This is a genomic window from Achromobacter sp. 10T422, assembly GCF_056394065.1.
Genome location: NZ_JBFTHD010000005.1, coordinates 140,399 through 165,792 on the forward strand (window position 1 = coordinate 140,399; position 25,394 = coordinate 165,792).

Below are 25,394 nucleotides of genomic sequence, written 5' to 3' on the forward strand. Positions count from 1 at the left end.
ATTTTTCCATCCGTCTGTCTTGTTCTAGGTGACGAACACGCGCGATTGGAACAAGGGATGGCGATCATGCAGGCACGGATGTCGGGAATGGGCAGCAAGCGAAACACGGGGACCGCACCGGCGCGGGCGCGCCCGAAGTGGCGTCCGACGCCGCTATCCCAGGCTGTGACGGCGCTGCTGATTGCGGGCAGCGCAAGCGGGGCCGCGCAGGCGCAGCAGCGCGCCTTCAGCCCGGGCTGGTTCTCTGACAAGAACGCGGTGCAATCCACCGCGCAGCGCACGGGCCGCATGCCTGATGGCAGCCTGGCCGGCATTGGCAACAGCGCGCGCCAGCAGGCGCAGTCGCGTCAGCAATTGCAGCGCTCGCTAGACAACCTGAACCGCACGGCGGCGGCCGTCGCGGCGCAGCAGGCGGCGCAGGCGGCGGCACGTGCAGCCGCCGCCGCCAACAATGGCGGCGATGCCCCCGATGGTCTTGTCGAAGGCGGCTTGTCGGTGGCCAAGGGCGAGCTGGCCAAATGGGAAGGCGCGAAGGCCGCGACCCCCAGCGTGGAAAACGGACGCCAGATCGTCACCATTGAACAGACGCAGTCGCGCGCGATTCTGAACTGGGACACCTTCAACGTCGGCCGCAACACGACGCTGCAATTCAAGCAGGGCACCGACGATGCGGTGCTGAACCGGGTGGTGGGCGCGGCGGCCAAGCCGAGCCAGATTCAGGGCGCGATCAAGGCTGATGGCACCGTGATGGTGGTGAACCAGAACGGCGTGATCTTCACCGGCACCAGCCAGGTGAACGCGCGCAACCTGGTGGCCGCGGCCGCCACGATCACGGATGCCCAATTCCGCGACAAGGGCCTGTACGCCGACAACGGCACGCAGCCGACCTTCCTGGATGCGCGCGGCAACATCGATGTGCAAGCGGGCGCGTTGATCCAGACGGCGGCCCCGGCCTCGTCGACCGCGGGCGGCGGGTATGTGCTGCTGCTGGGCAAGGAAGGCGCGAACGCGGGCGCCATCAACACCCCGTCCGGCCAGACGCTGATGGCCGCGGGCGACAGCTTTGTGATCAAGCGCGGCCAAGGCACGTCGGGCAATCTTGCGTCCACGACCAAGGGCAACGAAGTCACCCCCGGCGGCACGCCTGGCCGCGTGGTGAACACGGGTCTGATGCAGGCCGCAATGGGCGACGTAACGTTGACGGGCGGCGATGTCGTGCAAGGCGGCGTGGTGCTGTCCAGCACGTCTGTTGACACGCGCGGCACGGTGCACCTGAACGCCTTGGGCGACGGCGGCAAGATCACCTTGGCCGAAGGCAGCACCACGGCCATTCTGTTGGACCGCAGCGGCGCACTGGCGCTGGACAGCCAGCGCGACGGCTTGCGCGCGCCTGCGGCCACGACCGCTGCCAATTCCCCGATTGTGGCGGCGGGCGCCGACCGCCGCGAACTGTCGCGCGTGGAAATCTCAAGCGCTGGCACGGTGGACTTCGCATCCGGTTCCATCACGCTGGCCACGGGCGGCCAGATCGCCGTGCAGGCCGCCAAGCGCAGCCTGGTGCGCGAGGGCGCCATCCTGGACGTGGCCGGCGCCGTGGGCGTGCCCGTGGCCATGGAAAACAACAGCGTCAAGATCAACGTGCAGGGCAATGAGCAGCGCGATGCGCCGATCAACCGCGACAGCGGCAAGCTGAACAGCAACGACATCTGGGTGGATGCGCGTGACCTCGTCCTGGTGCCGGCCGGCACCAACGGCTACGCCACCGACCGCTGGTACACGGCCGGCGGCCTGCTGGAAGTGAGCGGGTATCTGGGCACGCAAGGCCATGCCGTCAACGAATGGATGGCGCAGGGCGGCAACGTTGAATTCACCGGCGGCGACGTCGTGACGCGCGCGGGGTCGCAGATTAACGTGTCGGGCGGCACGCTGGATGTGCAGGACGGCAAGATCCAGCAGACGTGGTTGCGGGCGGTGGATGGCCGGCTGTACGAGGTGTCGAGCGCGCCGGGTGACCTGGCGTATACGGGCTTGTACAAGGGCTACGAGGCCACGCACGAGCGCTGGGGCCAGACGCACTATTTCTACAACCCGCTGATTGCGCCGAAGGAACGCTTCGAGACCGGCTACACGGTGGGCCGCGATGCGGGCCGGCTGGTCATCGGCACGAAGAGCGCCGTGCTGGAAGGCGAGCTGGTGGGCGAGACCTATCAGGGCGAGCGCCAGACCGCCGCCGCGCAGGCCGGGCTGGACGGCTATCAGCAATCACAACGCGCGGCGGCGCGCGGCGCGCAACTGATTGCCGGCACGTACACGCCGTACTACGTCAAGAGCACGGGGGCGTTGCAATACGCGTTGGGCATGTCGGAGGCGACGATCCAGCACGTTCAGCTGTCTGATCAGGTGGCCGCCATTGCGGCCGGGCTGGAGCTGGACACGGCTTTGCCCGAGGACCGCACGGGCATTCTGCATCTGGACACGGCGCAGCTGAACCGCGCGAAGCTGGGCGCCATCAAGATTGCGGCGCAGGACATTACGGTGAAGTCGGACCTGACGGTGGGGCCGTCGGGCGACATCACCTTGTTCGCGAACCAGGTGTCGGTGGATGCCACGCTGACCGCGCGCGCGGGCAGCATCCGTCTGGGCAATGTGCTGAATCAGTTCTCGGCGACTGGGGCAGTGGACACTTTTTCGGGCGTGGCAGAACAGCCGAACGTGACGTTGAGCAGCCGCAGCCGTCTGGACACCCGGGGCATGTGGACGAACCTGGCGATGTCGCCTGAGCAGACCGCCGGCATGCCGTACTTGAACGGCGGTTCGGTCTCGGTGCGCAGCAGCGGAGACATCCAGCTGGACGCCGGTAGCGTGATTGACGTCAGCTCGGGCGCGTTGCTGGGCAAGAAGAACAAGGTGACGGGCGGCAAGGGCGGCAACACCACGATTGATGCGGTGGCCGGGAATGACGGCTCGGGCGGCGTGGTGACCCTGGGCGCCGAACTGCGCGGTTACGGCGTGGAAGGCGGGGGAACGCTGACGGTGGTGGCGGGCAAGGTGGCTGTGGTTGGCAACCTTGGTGAAAAAACGGATGCCCAATCCGGTGCGCAACGCGGCGTTGAATCCGGCACCCAACCCGGAGTTGAGTCCGGCGCACAACCCGCCGCCGCTGACGCAGACGTACTGACGCTTGCCGCCCCGTTCTTTCAGCAAGGCTATGCGCGCTACGAGGTGACCGGACGCAAGGGCCTGACGGTGGCTGAGGATGCTCGCGTCGATGTGTTGATGCCGGTCTCGCGCCTGGTGTCGGGCGCGGCGGGCTTGCCCACGGGCTCTGATCCGTCGGCGGTGCTGGACACCTGGTTGCCGCCGCTGTATCAGCACGACATCGTGGCAGGCACGGCCACGCGGCGGCGCGGCGCAAGCCTGCTGCTGCAAAGCGGACGCACGCTGGCGCCAGCGGGCGCTGACACCGATGCCGAGTTGAACATCGGCCGGGGCGCGCAGGTAAACGTGGACCCGGGCCAGACCATTCAGTTGCTGGGCGCGGGGCAGATCACCGTATCCGGCGCGTTGACGGCGGCGGGCGGCAAGATTGATATCCGCCAATTGCGCACCGGCACGCTGGATGTGGCCGAGTCATTCGATACGGCCGCTGGCGAGGTGCACAACCGGTCAATCTGGATTGGCGAAAACGCCGTGCTGAATGTCGCCGGCCGTGCGGAAACGGGCGTCGACGCGCAGGGCCGCCGCTATGGCGTGGCGGATGCGGGCGGCGTCATCGTGATCGGAGGCGAGATCGATCACGACCGCGCAACCGCAACGTCCGCCGATGCGTATGTGATTGTCCGGCCGGGTGCGGTGCTGGATGCATCGGGCGCCAGTGCGCTGGTGGATGTTAACGGCGTGGGGCCGGTGCAACTGAACCGCGACGGCGGCCGGATTTCGCTTAGCTCGTACAACGGCCTGTATCTGGACGGCACGTTCATTGCGCGGGCGGGTGGGGCGAACGCGTCGGGTGGCACCTTGGACATTGCGCTGGAAACGCCGCTCTACCGCGTCGCGGGGGAGGGCGCCGCAGGCATGGATGTGCAGGTGCCGCGCGAACTGGTGCTGGCGGCAGGCGGCGGCAGCAAGGGTCTGAACGCCGACCTGAAGCCGGGCGAGGCGGACGATGGCCTGCGCTATGGCCAAACCCGGTTGGACTCGGCGCGTCTGCTGGCCGGCGGTGGCTTTGATCATCTGGGGCTGTTGTCCAACGGCCTGATGTCTTTCGATGGCGACGTCCGCGTCGCAACGCCGCAAAGCCTGCGTCTGTACGCCGGCGCATTCTCACTGGCGCCCGAGGCCGATGCCCAGACACGCGTCGAACTGGCGTCGTCGTATGTGCGCTTGTCCGGCTTAGGCAAGTACGCGGCCACCACGGGCGTATTGCGCCCGCGCGTGTTGTTCGCCGACGCGGCGGATGTGGGCGAGGGCACGTTCACCGTGCGCGCCGGCCGCCTGCTGGATGTGGGCAACAGCTTGTCCTTCGGCACGCAGGGCTCGATCAACCGCGGCGTGGGCGGCGCGTTGGCGATTGCACGCAGCGGCTTTGACCGGGTGACGCTGGACAGCGCGGGCGACCTGCGCTTTCTGGCGAACAACGACAACGAACCGCGCTCGCGTCTGTGGACCCGGGGCGATCTGGAGCTGATCGCCGCGCAGATCTATCCCGCCACGGGCGCCGAAGCCGAAGTGCTGGCGGGCTACACGCGCAAGCCGGACGGCACGCAGGGCTTTGACCCGGACCGCAGCTTGCGGATCGGCCGCCACGAAGGGACGACGGACGCATTGCCCGCAACGCCCTATTCGGCGTTTGGCACCTTGCGTCTGGCCGCCACCACGGTGGAGCAGGGCGGTGTGCTGCGTGCGCCGTTGGGCGCGATCACGCTGGGCGATCTGGGCGAACTGATGGGCACGCAACGTCTGACCTTGTTGCCGGGCAGCGTCACGTCCGTCAGCGGCGCGGGCCTGCTCATGCCATACGGCGGCACGACCGATGGCGTGTCGTACAAGTTCAAGGGTGCGGACGTGTCCTTGGTGGGCGTGGGCGGCGCAATCGGCGTGGATGGGCAGGCGAACCTGCGCACCGGTATTACCTTGGGCTTCCGCGACGTGGACGCGATGCCGGGCTCGGAGATCGACCTGTCGGGCGGCGGTGAACTGACGGGCGCGGGCTTCGTGTCGGGCCGTGGGGGGTCAACCGATGCGCGCTATGCGCCGCTGGTCCGCATGAATCCCAATGGCGGGTTCACCTTGCCGGGGCTGGCCAGCAACCCGGTCTACGCGATTGTGCCGGGCGCGCAAGCCCCCGTAGCGCCGTCGGGTGGCGAGGCCGGTGCCTCCACACCGGGCGTGGGCCAGCAGATTACGCTGGGTGCAGGCGTGCCTGGCTTGCCGGCCGGCACCTACACGCTGATGCCGTCTACCTATGCCCTGCTGCCCGGCGCGTTCCGCGTCGAAATCAACGGTGGTGCGTCGGCAGGCGCGGCGGTGGCGCCGATGCAGATGCGCAACCAGTCGTGGGCGGCCAGCGGCACCTTGTCGACGGCAGGCACCAACGTGGCGAACCCGCTGGCCAGCGCGGTCATCCTGACCCCGGCGAAGGTGCTGCGCACGCTGTCGCAATACAACGAGATGAGCTACGCCAGCTTTGTGGCGGCGGACGCCGTGACGCGTGGCGTGCCGCGCGCCATGCTGCCCGCCGATGCGCGCACCTTGCGGCTGGCGATCCACCCCGGGTCCGCCGACGGGCAGGCGCTGAGCTTCGAAGGCTTGGCGAACTTCAAGGCGGCGCAGGGTGGTTTTGGCGGCGCGGTGGCGCTGAATGGCGGAAGCACGACGGTAGAAATTCTGGCGGCGGGGCAGTCGCCCACGGCGGGGTTCGATGGCACGTCGGTGCAAGCCGATGCGCTGACCGCGCTGGGCGCCAGCCGGCTGATCATCGGCGCGTTGCCGATGGTGCAGTACGGGCAGGGCGGGCGTTTCTACACCTTCCAGGCGTCCGCCAACAATGTCGTGCTGCGGGCCGGTGCGCAACTGACGGGGCCGGAAGTGCTGATCTCGTCGCGCACGATCGAGCTTGAGGCGGGTGCAGGCATTTCAACGCTGGGCCGAGGTGCGCCGTCGGTGGATTCGTCCAGCGGCTACGCCTTCCAGCCCGGCAAGGCCAGTTTGCTGGCGGTATCGAATGGCCGTCTGGACGTGCTGGCGCCCGACGCGCTGGCCTCGGGCGCCATCCGCGTCGGCACCTGCGCGGCGTCGGCTTGCGACGGCGTGACGGGTCTGTACTCCGAAGGCACCATCGCCGCCGCCACCAACGGCACCTTTGATCTGGGCGAGCAGGTGCGCTACGGCACCCGCAACCTGGCGTTGGCCGTGGGCGCGGTGAACGCCGGTACGGCCGAGGCGCTGGCGAACGCGGCGGCGCGCGGCATCTTGCCCAGCGGGCTGACGCTGAACCAGGACATTCTGGGCCGTCTGCTGCGCGGCGACACCAGCACGGGCGCGCCCGCGCTGGAAGTCCTGACGCTGACCGCGCGCGAAGCCATGAACTTCTACGGCACCGTGGCGCTGGACACACGCGACCCCGTCACCGGCAAATACAGCCTGGCCACGCTGGCCCTTGGCACGCCGGCCATCTATGGCTATGGCGACGCGGGCGACGAGGCCAGCATCCGCACGCAAAACCTGATCTGGAACGGCGCCACGCAAGCGCCCGGCGCAGTGGTGGCGGGCGGCGCCGGCACGGGTAAAGGCACGCTGCGACTCGACGCCGAACGCATCGAATTCGGCTACGCGCAAGGCGCCCAGCCGGATGGCCAGGATGACAACGCGCGCTTGGCGTTGGGCTTTGCCAACGTCAACTTGAACGCCAGCGACCGCATCACGGCCAACCATCGCGGCAGCCTGTCGGTCTACGCATCGCAAGGCGCGTTCGACAGCACGACGGGACGCTACGCCTATAGCGGCGGCAACTTGAATCTGAATACGCCGCTGCTGACCGGCGGGGCGAGCTCCGTCAACCGGCTCACCGCGGGCGGCGATGTGCGTCTGGCGGCGATGCCGGGCGGGCAAGCGGCGGCGGTGCAGGACTTGGGAGGCGAGATCAGTCTGTCTGGCGCGAATGTGCAGATCGACGGCCGGATCGTGCTGCCCAGCGGCAAGCTAACGGTGCAAGGGCGCGATGGCGTCTTGCTGACGGGGGCATCGCAGATTGACCTGTCCGGGCGCGCCATCGCGTTCAACGATGTGATGCGCTACAGCTGGGGCGGTGACGTCATCCTGGAAAGCAGCCAGGGCAGCATCCGGCAGGAAGGCGGGGCGTTGATCGATGTGTCGGCGCAGCAGAACAACGCGGGCAGCCTGCGGGCCGACGCGCTCGCGGCGTCAGCCGGGGTGGTGGACCTGCAAGGCCGCCTTCTGGGCGCAAGCTCGGGGTACTACGATGCGGGCGGCACTGCCGTGCCGTACCGCGCGGGCAGCATCGATATCCGCGCGCAGCATCTGGGGGCGGCGGGTTCGCTCAGCACGGATTTCGACGCCTTGAACCAGCGCTTGAATGACGGTGGTGTCACCGGCGCGCGCAGCTTCCAGTTCAAGCAAGGCAGCCTGACGGTGGGCAATACGCTGCGCGCCAACGACATCAACCTGTCGATCGACAGCGGAAGCCTGACGGTGGCCGGCCTGGTTGACGCCAGCGGAGAACGCGTGGGCCGCATCCGCATGGCTGCGCGCGATGGGCTGACCTTGGCCTCGAACGCGGTGCTGGATGCGCACGGCACCGTGCTGCGCGTGGACAGCTACGGCAAGATCATCGACGCGCCCAACCGGGCGGTGGTGGAATTGAACGCCGGCCGCGGCGTGTTGACCTTGGCCAGCGGCGCGCGCATCGACTTGCGCCATGGCACGTCCGCCGCGCCCGGCACGGGCGCGGGCCAGCACGACGGCGCATCGCGCGGCACGCTGGACTTGCTGGCGCCGCGTATTGATGCGGCCGGCAACGCGGGTATCAACGGCGGCGCGGCCGCGACCTATGGCGATATCGCCATCGAGGCGCGCGGCCCCGTCACCATCGACGGCGCCAAGTCCATCTCGGTGGTCGCCACGCAGCGCTATGACGATGCCCGCCCCGGCGACGCGGCGGATCGTGCGAATGGCCGCAGCTATCAGATCATTGATCAGGCCTACCTGGACACCCTGCATGGCGACAGCGCAACGTTCATCGGCAATGCGCTGGCCAACGGCAATCTGCTGAACGGCAAGCTGGCCGGCCTGAACAACGCCACCTACCGCGATGTGTTCCATCTGCGTCCGGGCGTGGAGATTGTCAGCAAGACCAGCGACGGTGATCTGGTCGTGCAAGGCGACCTGGATTTGTCGCGCTATCGCTACGCCAGCCTGAACCCGCGTTCGGCGATGACGTCCGCCTATGGCTCGGGCGAAGCGGGTGCGCTGACGCTGCGCGCCAAGGGCAACCTGGATGTGTATGGCAGCATCAACGACGGCTTCGCGCCGCCGCAGGCCACGCCCGATGACGAGCATGGCTGGATTCTGACGCCGGGTGCGCAAGCCTTTGGCGGCGACGTGGTGTTGCCGCGCGGCGGCGTCGTACTGGCGGATGGCACGGAATTCCCGGGCGGTAAAACCCTGAACTACGCCTTGCCGTTGCAGGCGACGACGCTGGCCGCTGGCACGCGCCTGCCGGTCGAAGCTGCGTTGAATCAAGCGCTGTCGATCGCCGCAGGCACGGTGTTGTCGGGCGATGTGCGCGACGCTTCGGGGCAGTTGCTGTACGCGGCGGGCAGCATCCTCAAGCAAGCGGTGGACTTGCCCGTTGGCACGCGTTTGGGCGCAGGCACCGTGCTGACGGCAGGCACCGCCATGCAGGCGTTCACGTGGCCGGCGAACGTGGCCTTGCCCAATTTGCACACCACGCAAGGCTATGAGCCGAATGTGCTGCTGATGGCCGGCAGCATCACGCTCAAGCAGGGCGCCTTCATTCCGTCGCAAACGAAGCTGGTGTTTCCCGACGGCGTGGACTATGTGGAGCTGCGCCCCGGCACGGCGGCGGATCAGCGGCGCAACTGGGCGGTGGCGCAGATGCTGCCGGCAGGCAGCCAGTCGTGGTCGGTGCAACTGGTGGCGGGCGCGGACTTGGACGCCGCCGATCCGTTGCGTGTGCTGCCCGGCCCGAACGCCGGCAAGCTCACGCTGGCCGACACGCACTACAACGCCAGCCTGATACAAGGCGCGCGTCTGGTCTGGGCACCCGAGGCGGAGCTGTCGGGCTTTGACCCGTACTCACCCGTGCCGGAGGACCTGCTGTGGCTGTGTGACGTGATTGAAGGCCTATGCGTGCCGCCACCCGCCATCGCGTGGGGGCCGGATAACTGGTTCGGGCATCCCGCAGGCTCGCCCGTGGCGGACGAAGATCTCAAAAACTGCGAGCTATCCGCCGACCAGTGCTACGAGAACAAATCGTCGACCACGGTCACCGCGCACACGCAGAACTTCAGCGTCTTGCGCACCGGCACGGGCGACCTGAACCTAGCGGCGGGCGGCGATATCAGCCTGATGTCGGCCTATGGCGTTTACACGGCGGGTACGCAATCGGCCAACGTGGCGCCGGCTTACCAGTTGCCGCGCGGCCGCTATGAAGCCACCGTGCTGGGTGATGATCATTCGACCACGTACGAGCCCTTTGTGACGGCGGGCGCCGGCTATCAGGCGTGGTATCCGGAAGCGGGCGGCAACCTTAGCCTGTACACGGGTGGCGCCTTGCGCGGCGACGTGTGGGGCAAGTCCACGGGCGGCCCCTACGATGCGCGCGTGATCGATCCCAGCGTCGGCATCGGCAACTGGCTGTGGCGCCAAGGAACCGGCAGCGCCAACGGCGGCGACACGCCGACCGCATGGTGGATCAACTTCGGCAGCTATACCCGCGCACCGTCCGCATTCAAGGACAACACGCCGCTGCTGGTCGGCTTCACGGGCTTTGGCGCGCTGGGCGGCGGTAACGTCAGCGTGCGTGTGGATGGCGATGCGGGCAACATCGAATCGCGCGGCTCCATCAGCAACCCGCGCAGCCAGGGCCTGATCGTGGCCGTGGGCAGCACCGGCCGCGTGGCGGCAGACGGCGGCATGACGCTCACGGGTGGCGGCGACATCGACATCCGTGTGGGCGGCGGCTTGAACCCCACGCAGAGCGCGCGCGGGGTGGTGTCGTCCACCTCGGGCCCCACGCCGTATTACGGCGAACCCGCGCTGGATCTGCAAGGCGCGCTGATCAACTTGCGCGGCCATGCGCAGTTGTCCGGCGGCGCGGTGGGCGGCCTGGACTTGCGGTACGGCAACGAAGCCAACCAGCAAGACGCCAAAGACAGCCGCGGCTACGACCCCTATGTGTCCACGCTGGCCAGCGCCACGGGCGGGCTGGTGCTGATCCCTGGCGACTCGGTCATGCGTCTGGATACGCGTGGCGATCTGGTGGTGGGCGGCGCGAGCGACCCCGGCCGTGTCGCCTTGCCGAACAGCACCCCGTACCGCATGACGGACGGCACCTTGCGCGATGGCGGCGGCTACAGCTGGTTCTCGATGTGGACGGAGAACACGGCCATCGAACTGTCGAGCGCGGGCGGCAACCTCACGCCCAGCCGCCAGACGTCGAATAGCGCGCAAGGCCTGGCGGTGCGCACAGGGCGCAACACGTCGCCGTCGGACGGGCGCTATCTGTACCCGTCCATCCTGCGCGCCACGGCGTTTGACGGCAGCATCTATGCGGGGTTGTCGGCGGCCTATCTGAACAACGAAGATTCGGGCCTGCCGTACTCGCTGACCTTGGCGCCCGGCACGCGCGGCCAGCTGGAAATGCTGGCGGGCAATTCCATCTACGCGGGCGGTTACGCCATCAACCGCTCGGGCGCCGACCCGGCCAGCGTGGCCAGTGTGCTCCGGCCGGCCTTCTCGGGCTACGCGTCGGAGGCCAATTCGAATGTCGTCTTGGGCAACCAGGGCGAGAACGGCATCGCGGGCAGCCGTGACGCCCACTTCCCCCTGTTCTATTTCGATGCGTTGACGGCCAGCACGGCGGGTTCCAATACCGTCACGCGCTTCTATGCCCGAGATGGCGACATCGTGGGGCTGCGCACGGGCGAAGCGCTGGCGATTGTGCAGGGGCCGAATGTGGGTCAGACGTGGTACGAAGCGTCGGGGCCGGTGTGGATGATGGCGGGTCGCGACATCGTGGCATCTGGCACCGCGCCGGGCGTGTCGACCGACGTGCCATCCACCAACGGCCTGTTCTTTGGAGCAAGCGGCGCGTCGGCGACGTCCACCGGTAACCTGTTCCTGCACCGCGACGCGTTGGATGTGTCGCGCGTGTCGGCGGGCCGCGACATCCTGTACAGCTCGTTCCAGGTGGCGGGGCCGGGCGTGCTGGAAGTGTCTGCCGGCCGCCATGTGCTGATGGCGGACCGCGCGTCCATCACCAGCCTGGGCGCGGTATTGCCGGGTGATCGCCGCCCGGGCGCGTCCATCGCCGTGCAAGCGGGCGTGGGCGCCAAGGGGCCGGACTACGCGGGCTTCATCGCGCGCTATCTGGACCCGGCCATGGCGGCGGACCCCAGCCGCCCGCTGGTGGACCAGGGCCTGGCGTTCAAGACCTACGAAGCGGAACTGCTGCTGTGGCTGACGCAGCGCTACGGTTTTGCCGGCAACACGGACGACGCGCGCGCCTATTTCGCGGCGCTGCCCGCCGAGCAGCAACGCATCTTCGCGCGGCAGGTTTACTTTGCCGAGCTGCGTGCCGGTGGCCGTGAATACAACGACAAGGCCAACCCGCGCAACGGCAGCTATTTGCGCGGCCGCCAGGCCATTGCCACGCTGTTCCCCGAGACCACGCCGGGCGCCTATCAAGGTGATCTGACGCTGTATGGCGCGGCCGGAATTCGCAGCACTTTCGGCGGCGACATCCAACTGATGACGCCGGGCGGGCAGCAGGTGTTTGGCGTGGAAGGCGTGGCGCCGCCCGCTACCGCCGGCATCATCACGCAGGGCGAGGGCAACATCCAGCTGTATGCGCAGGGCAGCATCTTGCTGGGCCAAAGCCGGGTGATGACGACCTTTGGCGGCGGCATTACCGCGTGGTCGGCCCAAGGCGATATCAACGCCGGCCGGGGGTCGAAGACGACGGTGTTGTACACGCCGCCCAAGCGCGTCTACGACGACGTTGGCAACGTGACCTTGTCGCCCAACGCGCCCAGCACCGGCGCGGGCATCGCTACGCTGGCGCCGCTGCCGGAAGTGCCGGCCGGCGACGTGGACTTGTACGCCCCGCTTGGCACGATTGACGCGGGGGAAGCCGGTATCCGCGTGTCGGGCAACGTGAACATCGCGGCCTTGCAGGTGGTGAACGCCGCCAACATCCAGGCGCAAGGCGACAGCTTGGGCGTGCCGGTGACGGCGTCCGTCAACACCGGCGCGTTGTCGTCCGCCAGCGCCGCCGCCACGTCCGCCGTGAACGCCGCGCAGGATTCCGCGCAGCGTGCGCAGAACGAAGCGCGCCAGAACCAGCCGTCGGTGATCAATGTGCAGATCCTGGGGTATGGCGACGAGCCGGTGGCGGGTGCAATCACCACCACGCCGTCGGGCGGATCGGCATCCGCCGCGCCGAAGTACGACGCCGCCAGCGCCGTACAGGTGCTGGGCGCGGGGGCGTTGGACGCCAGCGAAACCGGGGCCTTGAGCGCGGAGGAGCGGCGCAAGCTGACGATGTGACGGGACAGGCGATGCCAGGGGCGGCCAGCGCGTTGCTGGCCGTCATCCCCTTGTCATGAGGCGGCCAGTGATCACTGGCCGCCTTTTTTTTCGGCAAGGAATTCGTGCCGGGAAATTTGCGCAACGAAGCGCTAGCGCCGTCATCTTGCGCGGCCAGAATCCACGCGGGAATCCACGCCGAGATCCACGCGGAAATCCACGCCGACATTCACGCCGACATCCAAGCCGACATCCAAGCCGAACCCTGCGCCATGACAGCCCCCTTGAACTCCCGCCGTGATTTTTTTCATGAAGTTTTTCTTACAACGCGTGGTCTTGGGCGTGCCAGTACGTCTAGTAACAAGCAGAAGCTGTAGACGCAGGGTTGCGGGCGAAAACCGTAACGGGATTGTCGCGAAGCGCTGCACGGTAGCAGCCGGTATTTGACCGGTTTTCACACAAGGAACTGAGTGCATCGCTATGCATGATTTCGACAGTAGGGGCAGCGCCTTGCGCGCCATATTGCGCCGCGCGCCGCAAGCGCTTGTTCTGGCCCTGGCGATCAACGCAGCCGGGGCGCAGGGCGCGCCAGGCGAGGCCGCCGCACGTTTGGTCAATATCAACGAGTACATCGTGCGGGGCAACACCGTGCTTGAGGCGCGCGACATCGAGCGCGCCGTCTACCCCTACCTGGGCCCTGACCGCACGCTGGCCGATATTGAATCGGCGCGCGAAGCCTTGCAGACGATCTATCAGGAACGCGGCTTTCAGTCGGTGTATGTGGACCTGCCCGAGCAGCAGGTGGCCGATGGCATCGTGTTCCTGCAAGTCTCCGAGACCAAGGTCGGCCGCGTGCGGGTGGTGGGCGCGCAGCACTATTCGCCGCTGACGATCCGCGACGAAGTGCCCGCCTTGAAGGAAGGCGAAGTGCCCAACTTCAACCGCGCACAAGCCGAGCTGACCAACCTGAACAAGGGCGCCAGCCGCCAGGTGGTGCCGGTGGTGAAGGAAGGGCGCATGCCCGGCACGATGGACGTGGACCTGAAGGTCGAAGACAAAAGCCCCTGGCACGCCAGCGTTGGCCTGAACAACGACTACAGCGCCGACACCACGCGTTTGCGCAGCACCGCGTCGCTGGGCTACGACAACCTGTGGCAGCTGGGGCATTCCGTCAGCCTGACGTTCTTCACCGCGCCCCAGGAAACCGACAACGCCAAGGTGTGGTCGGGTTCGTACTCGATGCCGCTTGCGCCGCGCTGGGGCCTGCAATTCTCGGGCTACAAGAGCGACAGCAACGTGGCCACCATCGGCGGCACCAACGTGCTGGGCAAGGGCTATTCGTTCGGGCTGTCGGCCATCTACACGATGGACCCGCAGGGCGACTGGAGCAATTCGCTGTCTGTTGGCCTGGACTACAAGAAGTTCGACGAGTCCACCCGCTTTGGCGCCAACGAAGACCAGATTCCCATCAAGTACCTGCCGTTCACGCTTGCGTACAACGGCTACCGCTATTCCGAGTCGTCGCAAAGCAGTGTGGGCCTGTCCATCGTGGGCGCCAGCGGTTCGTTCTTCAACCAAGGCAGCGACTGGAAGGAATTCGACGACAAACGCTATCAAGCCAGCCCCAGCTTCGCCTTGCTGCGTGGCGACGGCACGCATACGCAAAACCTGTTTGGCGACTGGCAGCTGGGCCTGCGCGGTGCTTTCCAGCTGGCCTCTGGCGCGCTCGTGTCCAACGAGCAATTCTCGGCCGGCGGCGCGACCAGCGTGCGCGGTTACCTGGCCGCCGAACGCACGGGCGACGACGGTGTGTTGGGCTCGGTCGAATGGCGCACGCCGTCGCTTGCGCGCTGGCTGGGCGCGAACGTCAACGAGTGGCGCTTCTACGCCTTTGCCGACGCCGCCAGCCTGCGCCTGCGCGACCCCTTGCCCGAACAGGATTCCAGCTACTCGCTGGCCAGCGTCGGCCTGGGCACCCGCATGCAGGTGCTGGATTGGTTGTCCGGCTCGTTGGACTGGGGCTATCCGCTGAAAGACGGCCCCAACACCCGCAAACATGATCCCCGCCTGAACTTCAGCGTTCGCGCCAGCTTCTGAGCGCGCGCCGTTTCCTCATTCACCCCCGGAGTCTTATCCATGCAACGCCTATTGATGCTCCTACTGACCGTGCTGGCCGGCGTATTGCCGTCCGCCGCCCACGCCTGGTGGCAGCCAGACTGGCAGTACCGCAAACAGATCACCGTCGACAGCACCGCGCAAGGCATGCCGCTGGGCGGCGCCGCCGGCCGCACGCCGCTGCTGGTTCGCCTGCATACCGGCAACTTCACGTTCGATGGCATCCATGAGAAGGGCGCCGACATCCGCTTCGTGGCGGCTGACGACCAGACCGTGCTGAACCACCAGCTGGAATCGTTCGACCCCTTGCTGGGCATGGCGCTGGTATGGGTGGACGTGCCGGAGGTGGCCGACGGCCAGCGCCAGGACATCTGGATGTACTACGGCAACCAGAAGGCGCCGGCGTCCGCCAATGGCCAACTGACGTTTGACCCCAACTACACGCTGGTTTATCACTTTGATGGCGCGGCCGGTGCGCCGCCGCGCGACACCACGGCCTACAGCAACCACGGCCAGACGCCCACGGGCGCTGCCGTTGATGGCGTGATTGGACGCGCCGCGCAGTTCACGGGCGCAGCCCCCTTGATGTTGCCCGCCAGCCCCTCGCTGGCCATTCCCGCCGCGGGCGCGTTCACGTTCAGCGCCTGGGTGCGCGCTGACCAGCCGGCCGGCGAACAGCTCGTCTATGCCCGCCGCGACGCCGGCAACGCCTTGCTGATCGGACTCAACCAAGGCGTGCCGTTTGTGGAAGTGAACGGCCAGCGCAGCCAGCCCGGCCAGCCGCTGACCCCCGCCGCCTGGCAGCATCTGGCCGTGACGGCCGATGGCAGCCAGGTCCATCTGTATGTGAACGGCCGCGCCACCGCGTCGCTGGCCGCGAGCCTGCCGCCGCTGGCGACCACCGCCGCGTTGGGTGGCGATGTGCCGATGCCGGTTGTGCCTGTCGCCCCGGCCGCGGCCACGCCTGCTGCTGACGGCACGACGCCCGCTGAAGCCGCACCCGCGCCGCGTCCGGTGTACGCGCCGTTCGTGGGCGCCATCGATGAAGTGCGTTTGTCGAAGGTGGCGCGCCCCGCCGCGCTGATCTACGCCGACGCCACGTCGCAAGGCGCAGAGTCGCGTCTGGTGGCGTATGGCGCTGACGAAGAGCAGTCGGGCTTCGGCTTCGGCGGGCTGGGCTTTCTGCTCAAGGCTGTGCCGGTGGACGCGTGGATCATCATCGGCGTGCTGGTGCTGATGATGGTGCAGTCCTGGATCATCATGATCAAGAAGAGCCGCCACGTGGCGCGTCTGGCGCGCGCCAATGACGCCTTCCGCGAGTCGTTCGCCACGGTGGGCCAGCGCCTGGAATTGCTGGCCGATGACAAGGGCCTGGCCACGCGCCTGGAACACGCGTCCCTGTGGCGCCTGTACCGCGTGGCCATCAATGAAATCCGCACGCGCCGTGCGCAAGGCGCGGATACGACGTCGATCTCGGCAGCCACCATCGAAGCCATCCGCGCATCGATGGACGCCGTGCGCACCAAGGAAAACCAGGTGCTGGGCGCCAAGCTCGGCTCGCTGTCCAACGCCATTGCCGGCGGCCCGTACATCGGCCTGCTGGGCACGGTGCTGGGCATCATGGTGGTGTTTCTGGGTACGGCCATGGCGGGCGACGTGAACATCAACGCTATCGCACCCGGCATGGCCGCGGCCTTGCTGGCCACCGCGATGGGTCTCTTCGTGGCCATCCCGGCGCTGTTTGGCTACAACCGCCTGGTGTCGCGCAACAAGGAAGTCAGCGCCGACATGCGCGTGTTCGTCGACGAGTTCGTCACGCGTCTGGCCGAAGTGCACGGCGAATCGCAGGCGCAGGAAGCTGCCCATCACCCCGCCACGCGTGCGCCGGCCGCGAGCCGCCCCGCCGCGCGCGAGGTGGGCCGCGACGTCCAACCCGCAGCCGCCGAAGCGTAAGGAGCAACCATGGCTTCCGTATCCGCCTCCCAGGACGATGATGACGACGCACCCGTCGACGGTATCAACATCACGCCGCTGGTCGACGTGCTGATGGTGGTGCTGGTCATGTTCATTCTGACCGCCACCGCGCAAATCGCCGGCATCAAGGTCAACCTGCCCAAGGCCAGTTCCACCATGGCCTTGTCGCAGCCGAAGACCAAGGCGATTTCCGTCAACGACGCCGGCCAGGTGTTCCTGGACGCCTACCCGGTCACCTTGCCCGAGCTCGAAGATCGGCTGCGCACGGAGAAAGCGCTGAACCCTGACTTCCCGGTCATTGTGCGCGGCGACGCCGCCGTGCAATACCAGAAGGTCGTGGAAGTGCTGGACCTGTTGCGCCGCCTGGAACTTGCGCAGGTCGGTCTCGTTACCGGCAAGCCGCAATAGGGGCTGGGACCAACGTCATGCCGCAACACGCATCCGATTCCTCGCGCGTTCCGCATCCGGCGCGCCGCTGGCTGAAGCTGGCGGCCGTGGCGGTGGCGGCGATCGTGGCGGCCTACGCGCTTTGGCGCTGGGCCAACGATATGTCCGGTGTCCGGCGCGATGCGCCCAAGGTCACGGCCATCATCCCGCTGCCGCCGCCCCCGCCGCCGCCGCCCGAACCCGAGAAGCCGCCGGAGCCCGAGCCGCCCAAGGAAGAACCGGTGGCCACCCCCGAGCCCGAGCCGACGCCTACGCCCGAACCGCCCAAACCGCAGGACGAAGCGCCGCCGCGCCCCGCCGATGACCTGGCCAACCCCATGCAGATCGATGGCGACGCGCAAGCCGGCAGCGACGCGTTCAACATCGGCGCGGGGCAGGGCAAGGGCATGTCGGGTGGGGGCGGCGGCCGGGCGGGCAACGCCACCTACAGCCAGTACCTGGCCTACGCGCTGCAAAAGATCCTGCGCGAAGACGAACGCACCCGCAATCTGACCTTCCGCCTGCAAGCCAACATCTGGCTGACAGCGTCCGGCCAGATCACGCGCGTGGAACTGACCCGGGGCAGTGGTGACGCCGATGTCGACGCCCGCGTGGTCGCGGCGTTGCGCGCCGTGCCAGGCCTGGATGAACGCCCGCCGGCCTCGGCCAACATGCCGATCCGCGCCTCGCTCACCGGCCGCCGCCCCTCTTGATGTCCTGAATAGAACCGATCCTGGAGTGACCTAAGCATGAAGTTCCAACTGAACCGGCTGGCGGCATCGCTGGCGCTGGCCGCCGCAGGCGCCGCCGCGCTGCCGGCGCATTCCGCGCCCGCGCCGTCCGAGAACGCCACCATCAACCTGATCCGCCTGCTGGTGCAGCAAGGCGTGCTCAAGCCCGAACAGGCCGACGCGCTGGTCGCGCAGGCCGAAGCTGAAGCCAAGACGGCGCGCCAGGCCACGCCTGACCGCGGCGCGGCCGTCGCGCAAGCGGGCGATGTGCGCGTGCCCTACATTCCGCAGACCGTACGCGATCAGATCCGTGACGAGGTCAAGGCCGAAGTCATGGTGCAGGCCAAGGAAGAGAACTGGGCGCAGCCCAACACGTTCCCCGATTGGGTGTCGCGCATCACGGTGGAAGGCGACGTGCGCGTGCGCGACGAATCGCGTTTCTATAACGGCGGCAACAGCAACGAAATCACCGACTTCGCCAAGCTGAACGCCAATGGCCCGTACGACGTCAACCCCAACACCAACGGCGGCTATCCGCCCATGCTGAACACGCGCGAAGACCGCCGCAATCAGCTGCGCATTCGCGCCCGCCTGGGCGTGCGCGCCGAGATTTCCGACGACTGGACGGCCGGCATCCGGCTGGCGACCGGCAGCGACGACAGCCCGGTCTCCACGTCGCAAACGCTGGGTGGCGGCATGGGCAAGAAAGACATCTGGCTGGATCAGGCTTACCTGACCTATCGCCCGGCCAAGTGGGCCACGGTGACGGGCGGGCGCATCGCCAACCCCTTCGAATCCACCGACACGCTGTTCTCCAACGACCTGAACTTTGACGGCATCGCCGCGATTTTCAAGCAGCCGCTGCAAGGCCGTGACGTGACGCTGTTCGGCACGCTGGGCGCGTTTGCGACGGAGTACGCGAACAACGGCTGGAACTCGTCGTCGATGAGCGAAGGCGCCACCGAGAACAAGTGGCTGCTGGGCGGGCAAGTGGGCGCCGACTGGAAGATCAACAACCAGAACAGCCTGCGCGGCGCGCTGGCCTACTACCACTTCGACAACATCGCGGGCAAGCGCTCCAGCGCGTGTTCGCCGTGGGCGGGGGATGAAAGCTGCGACACCGACTGGTCGCGTCCCGCCTTCATGCAGAAGGGCAACACGCTGTTCCTGTTGCGCAACATCGCGCCCAACCCGCTCAACCCGGCCGACACGCCCCAGCCGCAATACGTGGGCCTGGCGTCCAAGTTCGACTTGCTGGACTTGAACCTGCGTTGGGACACGCGCGTGTTTGACGGCCTGGGCCTGCGCCTGAACGGTAACTACATCCGCAACCTGGCTTATAGCAAGAGCAAGATGGCGAGCCGCTCGCAAGGCTACATCGTCAATAACTTCGGCGACAACGGCGACATCGAAAGCGGCCCGAACGCCTGGATGCTGCAAGCCACGCTGGGCCGTTCGTACGACCTGAAGGAAAAGGGCGATTGGCTGGCCTTTGTTGGCTACAAGTACATCCAGCCGGACGCGCTGCCCGATGCGTTCAACGATTCGTCGTTCCACCAGGGCGGCACGAATGCGCGCGGCTACTACATCGGCGCGGGCTACGCATTCGAGAAGAACGTGTACGGCGTGTTCCGCTGGATGAGCACCAAGGAGATCTATGGTGCGCCCTTGGCCATCGACACGATGCAGTTTGAAATCAACGCCAGGTTCTAAGGCCATGAACATGCACATCGTAGGGGATGCATCCCGCCATTCGTCCGGGCGCGGCCGGCGCCTGGCCGCCGCCGTGGCCTTGTGCGCGGCGGGCTTGAGCATAGGGAGCGCCGCGCAGGCTGAAAGCATGGAAGAGCGCCTGCGTGCGCAACTGCGCAGCACCACGCAGCAGCTGCAGCAATTGCAAAGCGAGCAGGCGCAGATCAACGCGGCCAAGACGGCCGCGGAAACGCAACGCGACGCCGCGCAGAAAGAGCTGGAGTCGCTGCGTGCGCAACTGGCCAAGAGCCGTGGGCAGGCCGAAAAGCTGGCCGGTCAGCAAGAGGCCATGCTGGAAAGCGCCCAGGCGCAAGCCGCGGCCAGCCATGCGCAGCTGGGCAAGTACAAGGGCGCGTATGACGAGTTGCTGACGCTGTCGCGCGCAAAGGAAACCGAGCGCGTGGCGTTGGCGCGCACGCTCGCCCAGCGCGATGAAGAGGTCAAGGTATGCGTGGCGAAGAACCGCGAGATGTATGCGGCCGGCAAGGAAATTCTTAACGCCTATGAACGCATCAGCACCGGCGACATCCTGGCGCTGAAGCAACCGTTTGCCGGCAAGGCGCGCGTGCAGTTTGAGGAACAGGCGCAAGCCTATGGCGACAAGCTGTACGACGCGCAGGCGCCGCGCAGTCAAGCGGCTGCAACGTCCAACCCGTAGTCTGTTCCAGATTAATTTTTGCCTATCCAGGAAATTTGAAATGACTGAAATTGAAACGACCGAAGTGGCAACGGCTGACGTTGCCATGGCCGAGGCCGGCCTGATTCTTGACGTGAACGCCGAGCGCCTGCAAGCGCTGCTGCAATCGGTGGGCTACCGCGTGACGCTGTCCGAACAGAACGGCTCGGTGCAGTTGCTGAGCGCCAGCCAAGGCGTGGGCTTTGCCGCCCGCATGGGTAACCCCGCCCAGCACGACGGCCACTATCTGGACTACACGCTGAGCTGCGCGCTGCGCGTGCAAGGCGACGTGCCGCCGGGGCTTGCCGAGCGCTGGAACGTGGAAAAGCGCTTTGCCCGCCTGTCGGTGCAAGGCGTGTTTCTGGTGCTGGAGCTGGACGTGATTGTGGCGGGCGGCGTGTCGGAATCGTACTTGCGCGCAACGACGGAACTGTGGGACCGCTTGCTGCAAGAGTTTCTGCTGTTCCTGCGCGCGAATGCAACGGGGCAGGATGGCGAGGCCGCGCCTGCGCCTGATGCCAACGCCGAGACCGAAGCCGCTACCGCGCATTGATGCCTTGAGGCACTCTTCATGACCAAGACCCTGACTTCCTCGAACCGCCTGCGCCTGACGGCGGCCGTGTTGTTGATTGCCGTGCTGGCGGGCGCGGTGGCGTTGATGCGCGGCAACGATGCGCAAAGCAGCGAGGCGACCCCGGCCAAAAATTCTGGCCCAGCCCCGACGCTGGCTTCGGCTCCGGCCAAAGCCGTCGCCTCCGCCGCCCCATCGGTCGCGTCGTCCGCCGCCGCGCCCGCGCCTCAAGCGCCACCCATCGCCACCTTGGGCGCGGTTCGCGTCGAACGCGACGAACTACTGCGCCAGTTGCAGACCATGCCGCCGCAGGCGCGCCAGCAATTGCAGGACAACCGGGCGGGTCTGGAACAATGGCTGCGCGCGCGTCTGGCCGAGCGTGCGCTGATCGAGCAGGCGCGTGCGCAGGGCTGGCAGGACAAGCCCGAGATCAAGCGCGCCGTGCAAGCGGCGCAGGAGCGCATTGTGGTGCAGAGCTATCTGGATTCCGTCAGCCGCGCACCCGACGCCTATCCGTCGGACGCCGATCTGCAAGCCGCCTATGAACGCGCCAAGCCGCAGCTGACGGTGCCGGCGCAGTACCGCGTCAGCCAGATCTTTTTGCCCGCGGCGTTAAGCGATGCGGACGCGGTGGCGGCGGCGCGCAAGCAGGCGCAAGACCTGGCCAAACGCGCGCAGGCGCCGAAGGCCGATTTCGCGGCGTTGGCCCAAAGCCAATCGCGCGACGAGACCACGCGGGCGCAAGGCGGCGACATTGGCTACGTGCCCTTGGCGCAGCTGACGCCCGAGATGCGGCCGGTGGTGGCGCAGATGAAGGCGGGCGAGGTGTCGGCCCCGGTGCAGTCGGCGGCGGGGTTTCACATCCTGAAGCTGACGGCGTCGCAGCCGGCCAGTGTGACGCCGTTTGAGCAGGTGAAGGACGAGCTGCGCGTTGCGCTGCGTAATCAACGTCAGGAACTGGCCGCGCGGGCCTATATGGAGGGACTGCTGAATGCCGGAACCGTCAGCATCGATGGCGCAGCCCTCAATGCCGCGTTTGAAGAAAGCGCGGCAGGCGGATTCAGCCCCACGTCCAACGCCCCGTCCGTCGCACGCGCCCCGTGATGGGTTTCAGGATGGGGGGCAAGACGCGCTTGATGATGGGCTTCATGGTGGCCTGCATGACGCGGCAAGCGCGATCACCCACGCGCTTGACCAGCGCCTGACGCAAGCGCTGGGCAGCGCCCAGCCGCCAGCCAGCATGCAAGACGCGGCGGCGCTGTTGCAGGCGCTACGGCTGACGTTTCCCGACGAACTTGCGCGCTGGTTTCCCTTGATGCCGATGTCGTTGCCGGGGGCGTCATCGATGACCGTGGCGGGGGCGTCGTCGATGCCCCTGGCGAGGTCTACGCCCCTGCCGTCGCCATTCGCGTTGCCGCAGCCCGCATCCCGTCGCGGGCGAGACCCGGCGCGCGCGCTCGGCCTGGACTTGGCCGACCTGCGCGTGCTGTATCGGGCGATTCGCGTGGCGTGGCTGGCCGAGCTTATCTTCGGCGGCCGCGATGAGGCGCGGCGCTGGCTATGCACGCCGAAGCGGCGGCTGCATGGCCGGGTGCCGTTGCTGCTGTGCCAACACGGGCGCTACGCCGCGGTCATTGAAGAATGGCTGGTCGATATTGATGAAGGAAACGGCCCATGATTGCGCTCTGGCGCTTAAGCAATAGCCAGGACTTGCAGCCTAGGGCGCGGCCAGCGGGCCGCTGGCACAGTGCCGGCGCGCCGGTGGTGGTGCTGGATGCGAATCCCGCCGCCGCCGCGTTCGCCCGGCTGGCGTTGTCCGAAGTCGCGCATCCGCGCGCCTTGCCGCGCCACTACTTCCTGCTGGAAGTGAAGGCGCCCGGCGGGGCCGTCAGCGATGTCGTCAGCGAGGCCGATCTGCCCGTGCATTGGCAAACGGATCTGCCCGCCACCCGCGCGCTGGGCAACGCGTGGTTGGCGAGCGGCGAGTCGCTGCTGCTGCGTGTGCCATCGGCGGCGGGGGGCGTGCAGTATTTGCTGAACGCGGCGCATCCCCAGTTGTCGCAATGCCAGATCGTGTCGTCAGTGGCGTATCCCTATGCGCCACACCTGGCGGGCATCGCCCGCGCGGTGCGGGAAGACGCCGCCTGGCTGGCCGCGGCGGATGCCGGGGGCGGGCAGGACTAGAATGTGGCACAGCCGGCGTGGGCCGGCGTGCCTTTCGTTCCTGTCAGGAGCCCGACGTATGACCGCAATCTCCGCTGCCCCCGAGACGGGCGCAGCGTTGCCCGCCTACACCGCGCAGGTGGACATCGTTTCCATCCAGTCCCAAGTCGTCTATGGCTATGTTGGCAACAACGCCGCCATGCCGGTATTTCGCCGCGCCGGCCTGCGGGCCATTGCCGTGCCGACGGTGCTCTTGAGCAACACGCCGCACTATCCCACGCTGCATGGCGGCGCGGTGCCGCTGGACTGGTTCGAAGGCTTGTTGAAGGGCCTGGACGAGCGTGGCGTCACCAAGGTGGCGCGCGCGGTCGTCTGCGGCTATCTGGGTCAGCCGGGGCAGGCGGACTTGCTGGCGCAATGGCTGCCGGCCTTGCGTGCGGCGCGGCCGGACGTGCGCGTGCACATTGATCCCGTCATGGGCGACCGCAACGATGGCCTGTACGTGAACGAGGGGCTGGTCGCGCAGTACCGCAGCCTGCTGGTGCCCTTGGCCGATGGCATGACGCCGAACCATTTCGAGCTTGAGCTGCTGGCAGGCCGCGCCTTGTCGACGATGGAAGAGGTGGTGGTGGCCGCCCGCGAACTCATCGCGCTGGGGCCGCAATGGATTGTCGTGACCAGCGCCGCGCCGATGGCGGCGGCGCCGGGCACTTTGCAGCTGGCGGTGGTGACGCGCGACAACGTCAGCGTGGTCACGCACCCCGAGATCGCCATTCCACCGTCGGTGCATGGCACCGGCGACGTGTTCATGGCCAGCGTCACGGCCAAGCTGCTGACCGGGCAGGACTTGCCCGAAGCCGTGCGCGAGGCCGCGGCCTTGGTCACCGCCACGCTTGTCCGCACGCGCGAGCTGGCGTGGGAAGAGCTGGCGGTGGAAGACTGATCAGTACGTCTTGTACGGCAGGAACTTGCCGCTCATCACGATCTGCACGCGGTCGCCCTTGGGGTCGGCTTCGCGCGACAGGTCCATCTTGAAGTCGATGGCGCTCATGATGCCGTCGCCAAATTCTTCATTGATCAGCGCCTTGAAGGTGGTGCCGTAGACGTTGATCAGTTCGTAGAAGCGGTAGATGAGCGGGTCGGTCGGCACCGAGGTGGGCAGCGAGCCCTTGTAAGGCACGACTTGCAGCTGCACCACGGCGTCGGCGGGCAGGTCCAGCACGCGGGCGGCGGCCAGCGCCTGTTCCTCGGTCAGGGTCATCTGGCCCAGCAATGCGGCGGTGGTCCATTCCTTGCTCTGGCCCACGGCCTCGGCAATGGCAGACCAGCTGAGCTTCTTTTCCAGCTTGCGGGTAACGATCAGTTCGGTGACTTCAGCGCGGGACATCATGATGGGATTCACTCCTTGTGGGATGCCTTGTCGACCAGGAAGTCGACGAGATGGTTGCGGATTTCGTAGTAGCGGGGTTCGTGGTGCAGGCTGGCGCGCGTCCGGTCGCGCGGCAGGTCCACGCTGACGGACTCGGCAATGCGGGCGTAGGGGCCCGCGCTCATGAGCAGGATGCGGTCCGACAGCAGAATGGCTTCGTCCACGTCGTGCGTGATCATGAATACGGTCTGGCGGGTTTGCTGAACGATGCTGCGCAGCTCATCCTGAATGGTGCCGCGCGTCAGCGCGTCCAGCGCGCCAAAGGGTTCGTCCAGCAAGAGCATCTTGGGCTGGATGGCGAAGGCGCGGGCGATGCCCACGCGCTGCTTCATGCCGCCCGACAACTCGCTGGGTTTCTTGGCCGCTGCATGCGCCAGGCCCACCATGTCCAGATAGCGCATGCTGTGTTCGCGCACCTGTTCGCGGGTGTAGGCGGGCCAGCGCGAACGCACGCCGAATTCCACGTTTTGCAGCGCGGTCAGCCACGGCAACAGCGCATGCGCCTGGAACACAACGCCGCGCTCCAGCGACGGGCCAGAGATCTGGCGGCCGTCCATGATGACGACGCCTTCGCTGGTGTCGTCGATGCCGGCCAGCACATTCAGGATGGTCGTCTTGCCGCAACCCGAATGGCCGATGACGCAGACGAACTGGCCTTGCTCGATGTCGAAATCAATGTTCTCGAACACCGGCGGCTGGGGTTGGCCGTTGCGGCCCGGGTAGCGTTTGCCCAGGCCCTGGACTTGCAGAAATGCATGGCTCATGGCG

At 67.2% G+C, this 25,394-nt stretch carries 15 protein-coding genes; 12 read left to right on the forward strand and 3 right to left on the reverse strand.

Annotated elements, in window-relative coordinates; translation table 11 throughout:
- The first annotated feature begins 57 nt into the window (after positions 1-57).
- Positions 58-12,810 carry a filamentous haemagglutinin family protein gene (locus AC1DB0_RS14220; RefSeq protein ID WP_476757166.1) on the forward strand — a complete coding sequence of 4,251 codons (12,753 nt, stop codon included), beginning with the start codon at positions 58-60 and terminating at the stop codon, positions 12,808-12,810.
- 140 nt (positions 12,811-12,950) lie between these two features.
- Here the strand turns inward: AC1DB0_RS14220 and AC1DB0_RS14225 are convergent, their stop codons facing one another.
- Positions 12,951-13,100 (reverse strand): hypothetical protein, encoded by a 150-nt coding sequence (locus tag AC1DB0_RS14225; RefSeq protein WP_454669473.1) that lies wholly within the window; start codon positions 13,098-13,100, stop codon positions 12,951-12,953.
- A 169-nt stretch (positions 13,101-13,269) separates the two neighbouring features.
- On the opposite strand from AC1DB0_RS14225, the gene AC1DB0_RS14230 reads away from it, so the two are divergent.
- From AC1DB0_RS14230 to pdxK, 11 genes are all read left to right on the forward strand, one after another.
- Positions 13,270-14,886: a ShlB/FhaC/HecB family hemolysin secretion/activation protein gene (locus AC1DB0_RS14230; protein WP_476757167.1), complete on the forward strand. Its 1,617-nt coding sequence runs from the start codon at positions 13,270-13,272 to the stop codon at positions 14,884-14,886.
- A 39-nt stretch (positions 14,887-14,925) separates the two neighbouring features.
- Positions 14,926-16,857, forward strand: a complete 1,932-nt coding sequence (locus AC1DB0_RS14235) for a DUF2341 domain-containing protein (RefSeq protein WP_476757168.1) — start codon at positions 14,926-14,928, stop codon at positions 16,855-16,857.
- Positions 16,858-16,866: 9 nt separating this feature from the next.
- On the forward strand, positions 16,867-17,286 hold the full coding sequence (locus AC1DB0_RS14240; protein WP_006222018.1) for an ExbD/TolR family protein: 420 nt from the start codon (positions 16,867-16,869) through the stop codon (positions 17,284-17,286).
- Between the two features lie 17 nt (positions 17,287-17,303).
- A complete protein-coding gene (locus AC1DB0_RS14245; protein ID WP_054427855.1) occupies positions 17,304-18,017 on the forward strand; it encodes a TonB C-terminal domain-containing protein in 714 nt (237 codons plus the stop codon).
- A 36-nt stretch (positions 18,018-18,053) separates the two neighbouring features.
- The gene (locus AC1DB0_RS14250; protein WP_054427854.1) at positions 18,054-19,748 is read left to right on the forward strand and encodes a putative porin; all 1,695 of its coding nucleotides are present in this window, start codon (positions 18,054-18,056) and stop codon (positions 19,746-19,748) included.
- Between the two features lie 4 nt (positions 19,749-19,752).
- On the forward strand, positions 19,753-20,445 hold the full coding sequence (locus tag AC1DB0_RS14255) for a DNA repair protein (protein WP_476757169.1): 693 nt from the start codon (positions 19,753-19,755) through the stop codon (positions 20,443-20,445).
- An 85-nt stretch (positions 20,446-20,530) separates the two neighbouring features.
- Positions 20,531-21,016, forward strand: coding sequence for a YbjN domain-containing protein (locus AC1DB0_RS14260; protein ID WP_346553289.1), 486 nt, complete (start codon positions 20,531-20,533; stop codon positions 21,014-21,016).
- 18 nt (positions 21,017-21,034) lie between these two features.
- A complete protein-coding gene (locus AC1DB0_RS14265; RefSeq protein ID WP_054427852.1) occupies positions 21,035-22,138 on the forward strand; it encodes a peptidylprolyl isomerase in 1,104 nt (367 codons plus the stop codon).
- A 136-nt stretch (positions 22,139-22,274) separates the two neighbouring features.
- Positions 22,275-22,712, forward strand: coding sequence for an MbcA/ParS/Xre antitoxin family protein (locus AC1DB0_RS14270; RefSeq protein ID WP_476757170.1), 438 nt, complete (start codon positions 22,275-22,277; stop codon positions 22,710-22,712).
- Positions 22,709-23,218: an RES family NAD+ phosphorylase gene (locus tag AC1DB0_RS14275; RefSeq protein ID WP_476757171.1), complete on the forward strand. Its 510-nt coding sequence runs from the start codon at positions 22,709-22,711 to the stop codon at positions 23,216-23,218. Before AC1DB0_RS14270 ends, AC1DB0_RS14275 begins: the two co-directional genes overlap by 4 nt.
- Positions 23,219-23,276: 58 nt before the next feature.
- Positions 23,277-24,140 (forward strand): pyridoxine/pyridoxal/pyridoxamine kinase, encoded by an 864-nt coding sequence (gene pdxK / locus AC1DB0_RS14280; RefSeq protein ID WP_342066607.1) that lies wholly within the window; start codon positions 23,277-23,279, stop codon positions 24,138-24,140.
- On the opposite strand, the gene cynS is transcribed toward pdxK, so the two are convergent.
- Together cynS and AC1DB0_RS14290 are read right to left on the reverse strand one after the other, a co-directional pair.
- Complete coding sequence (gene cynS, locus AC1DB0_RS14285; protein WP_054427874.1) at positions 24,141-24,584, reverse strand: cyanase; 444 nt, start codon at positions 24,582-24,584, stop codon at positions 24,141-24,143. It lies immediately after the preceding gene.
- An 11-nt stretch (positions 24,585-24,595) separates the two neighbouring features.
- Positions 24,596-25,390, reverse strand: a complete 795-nt coding sequence (locus AC1DB0_RS14290; RefSeq protein WP_054427848.1) for an ABC transporter ATP-binding protein — start codon at positions 25,388-25,390, stop codon at positions 24,596-24,598.
- Between the last annotated feature and the right edge of the window lie 4 nt (positions 25,391-25,394).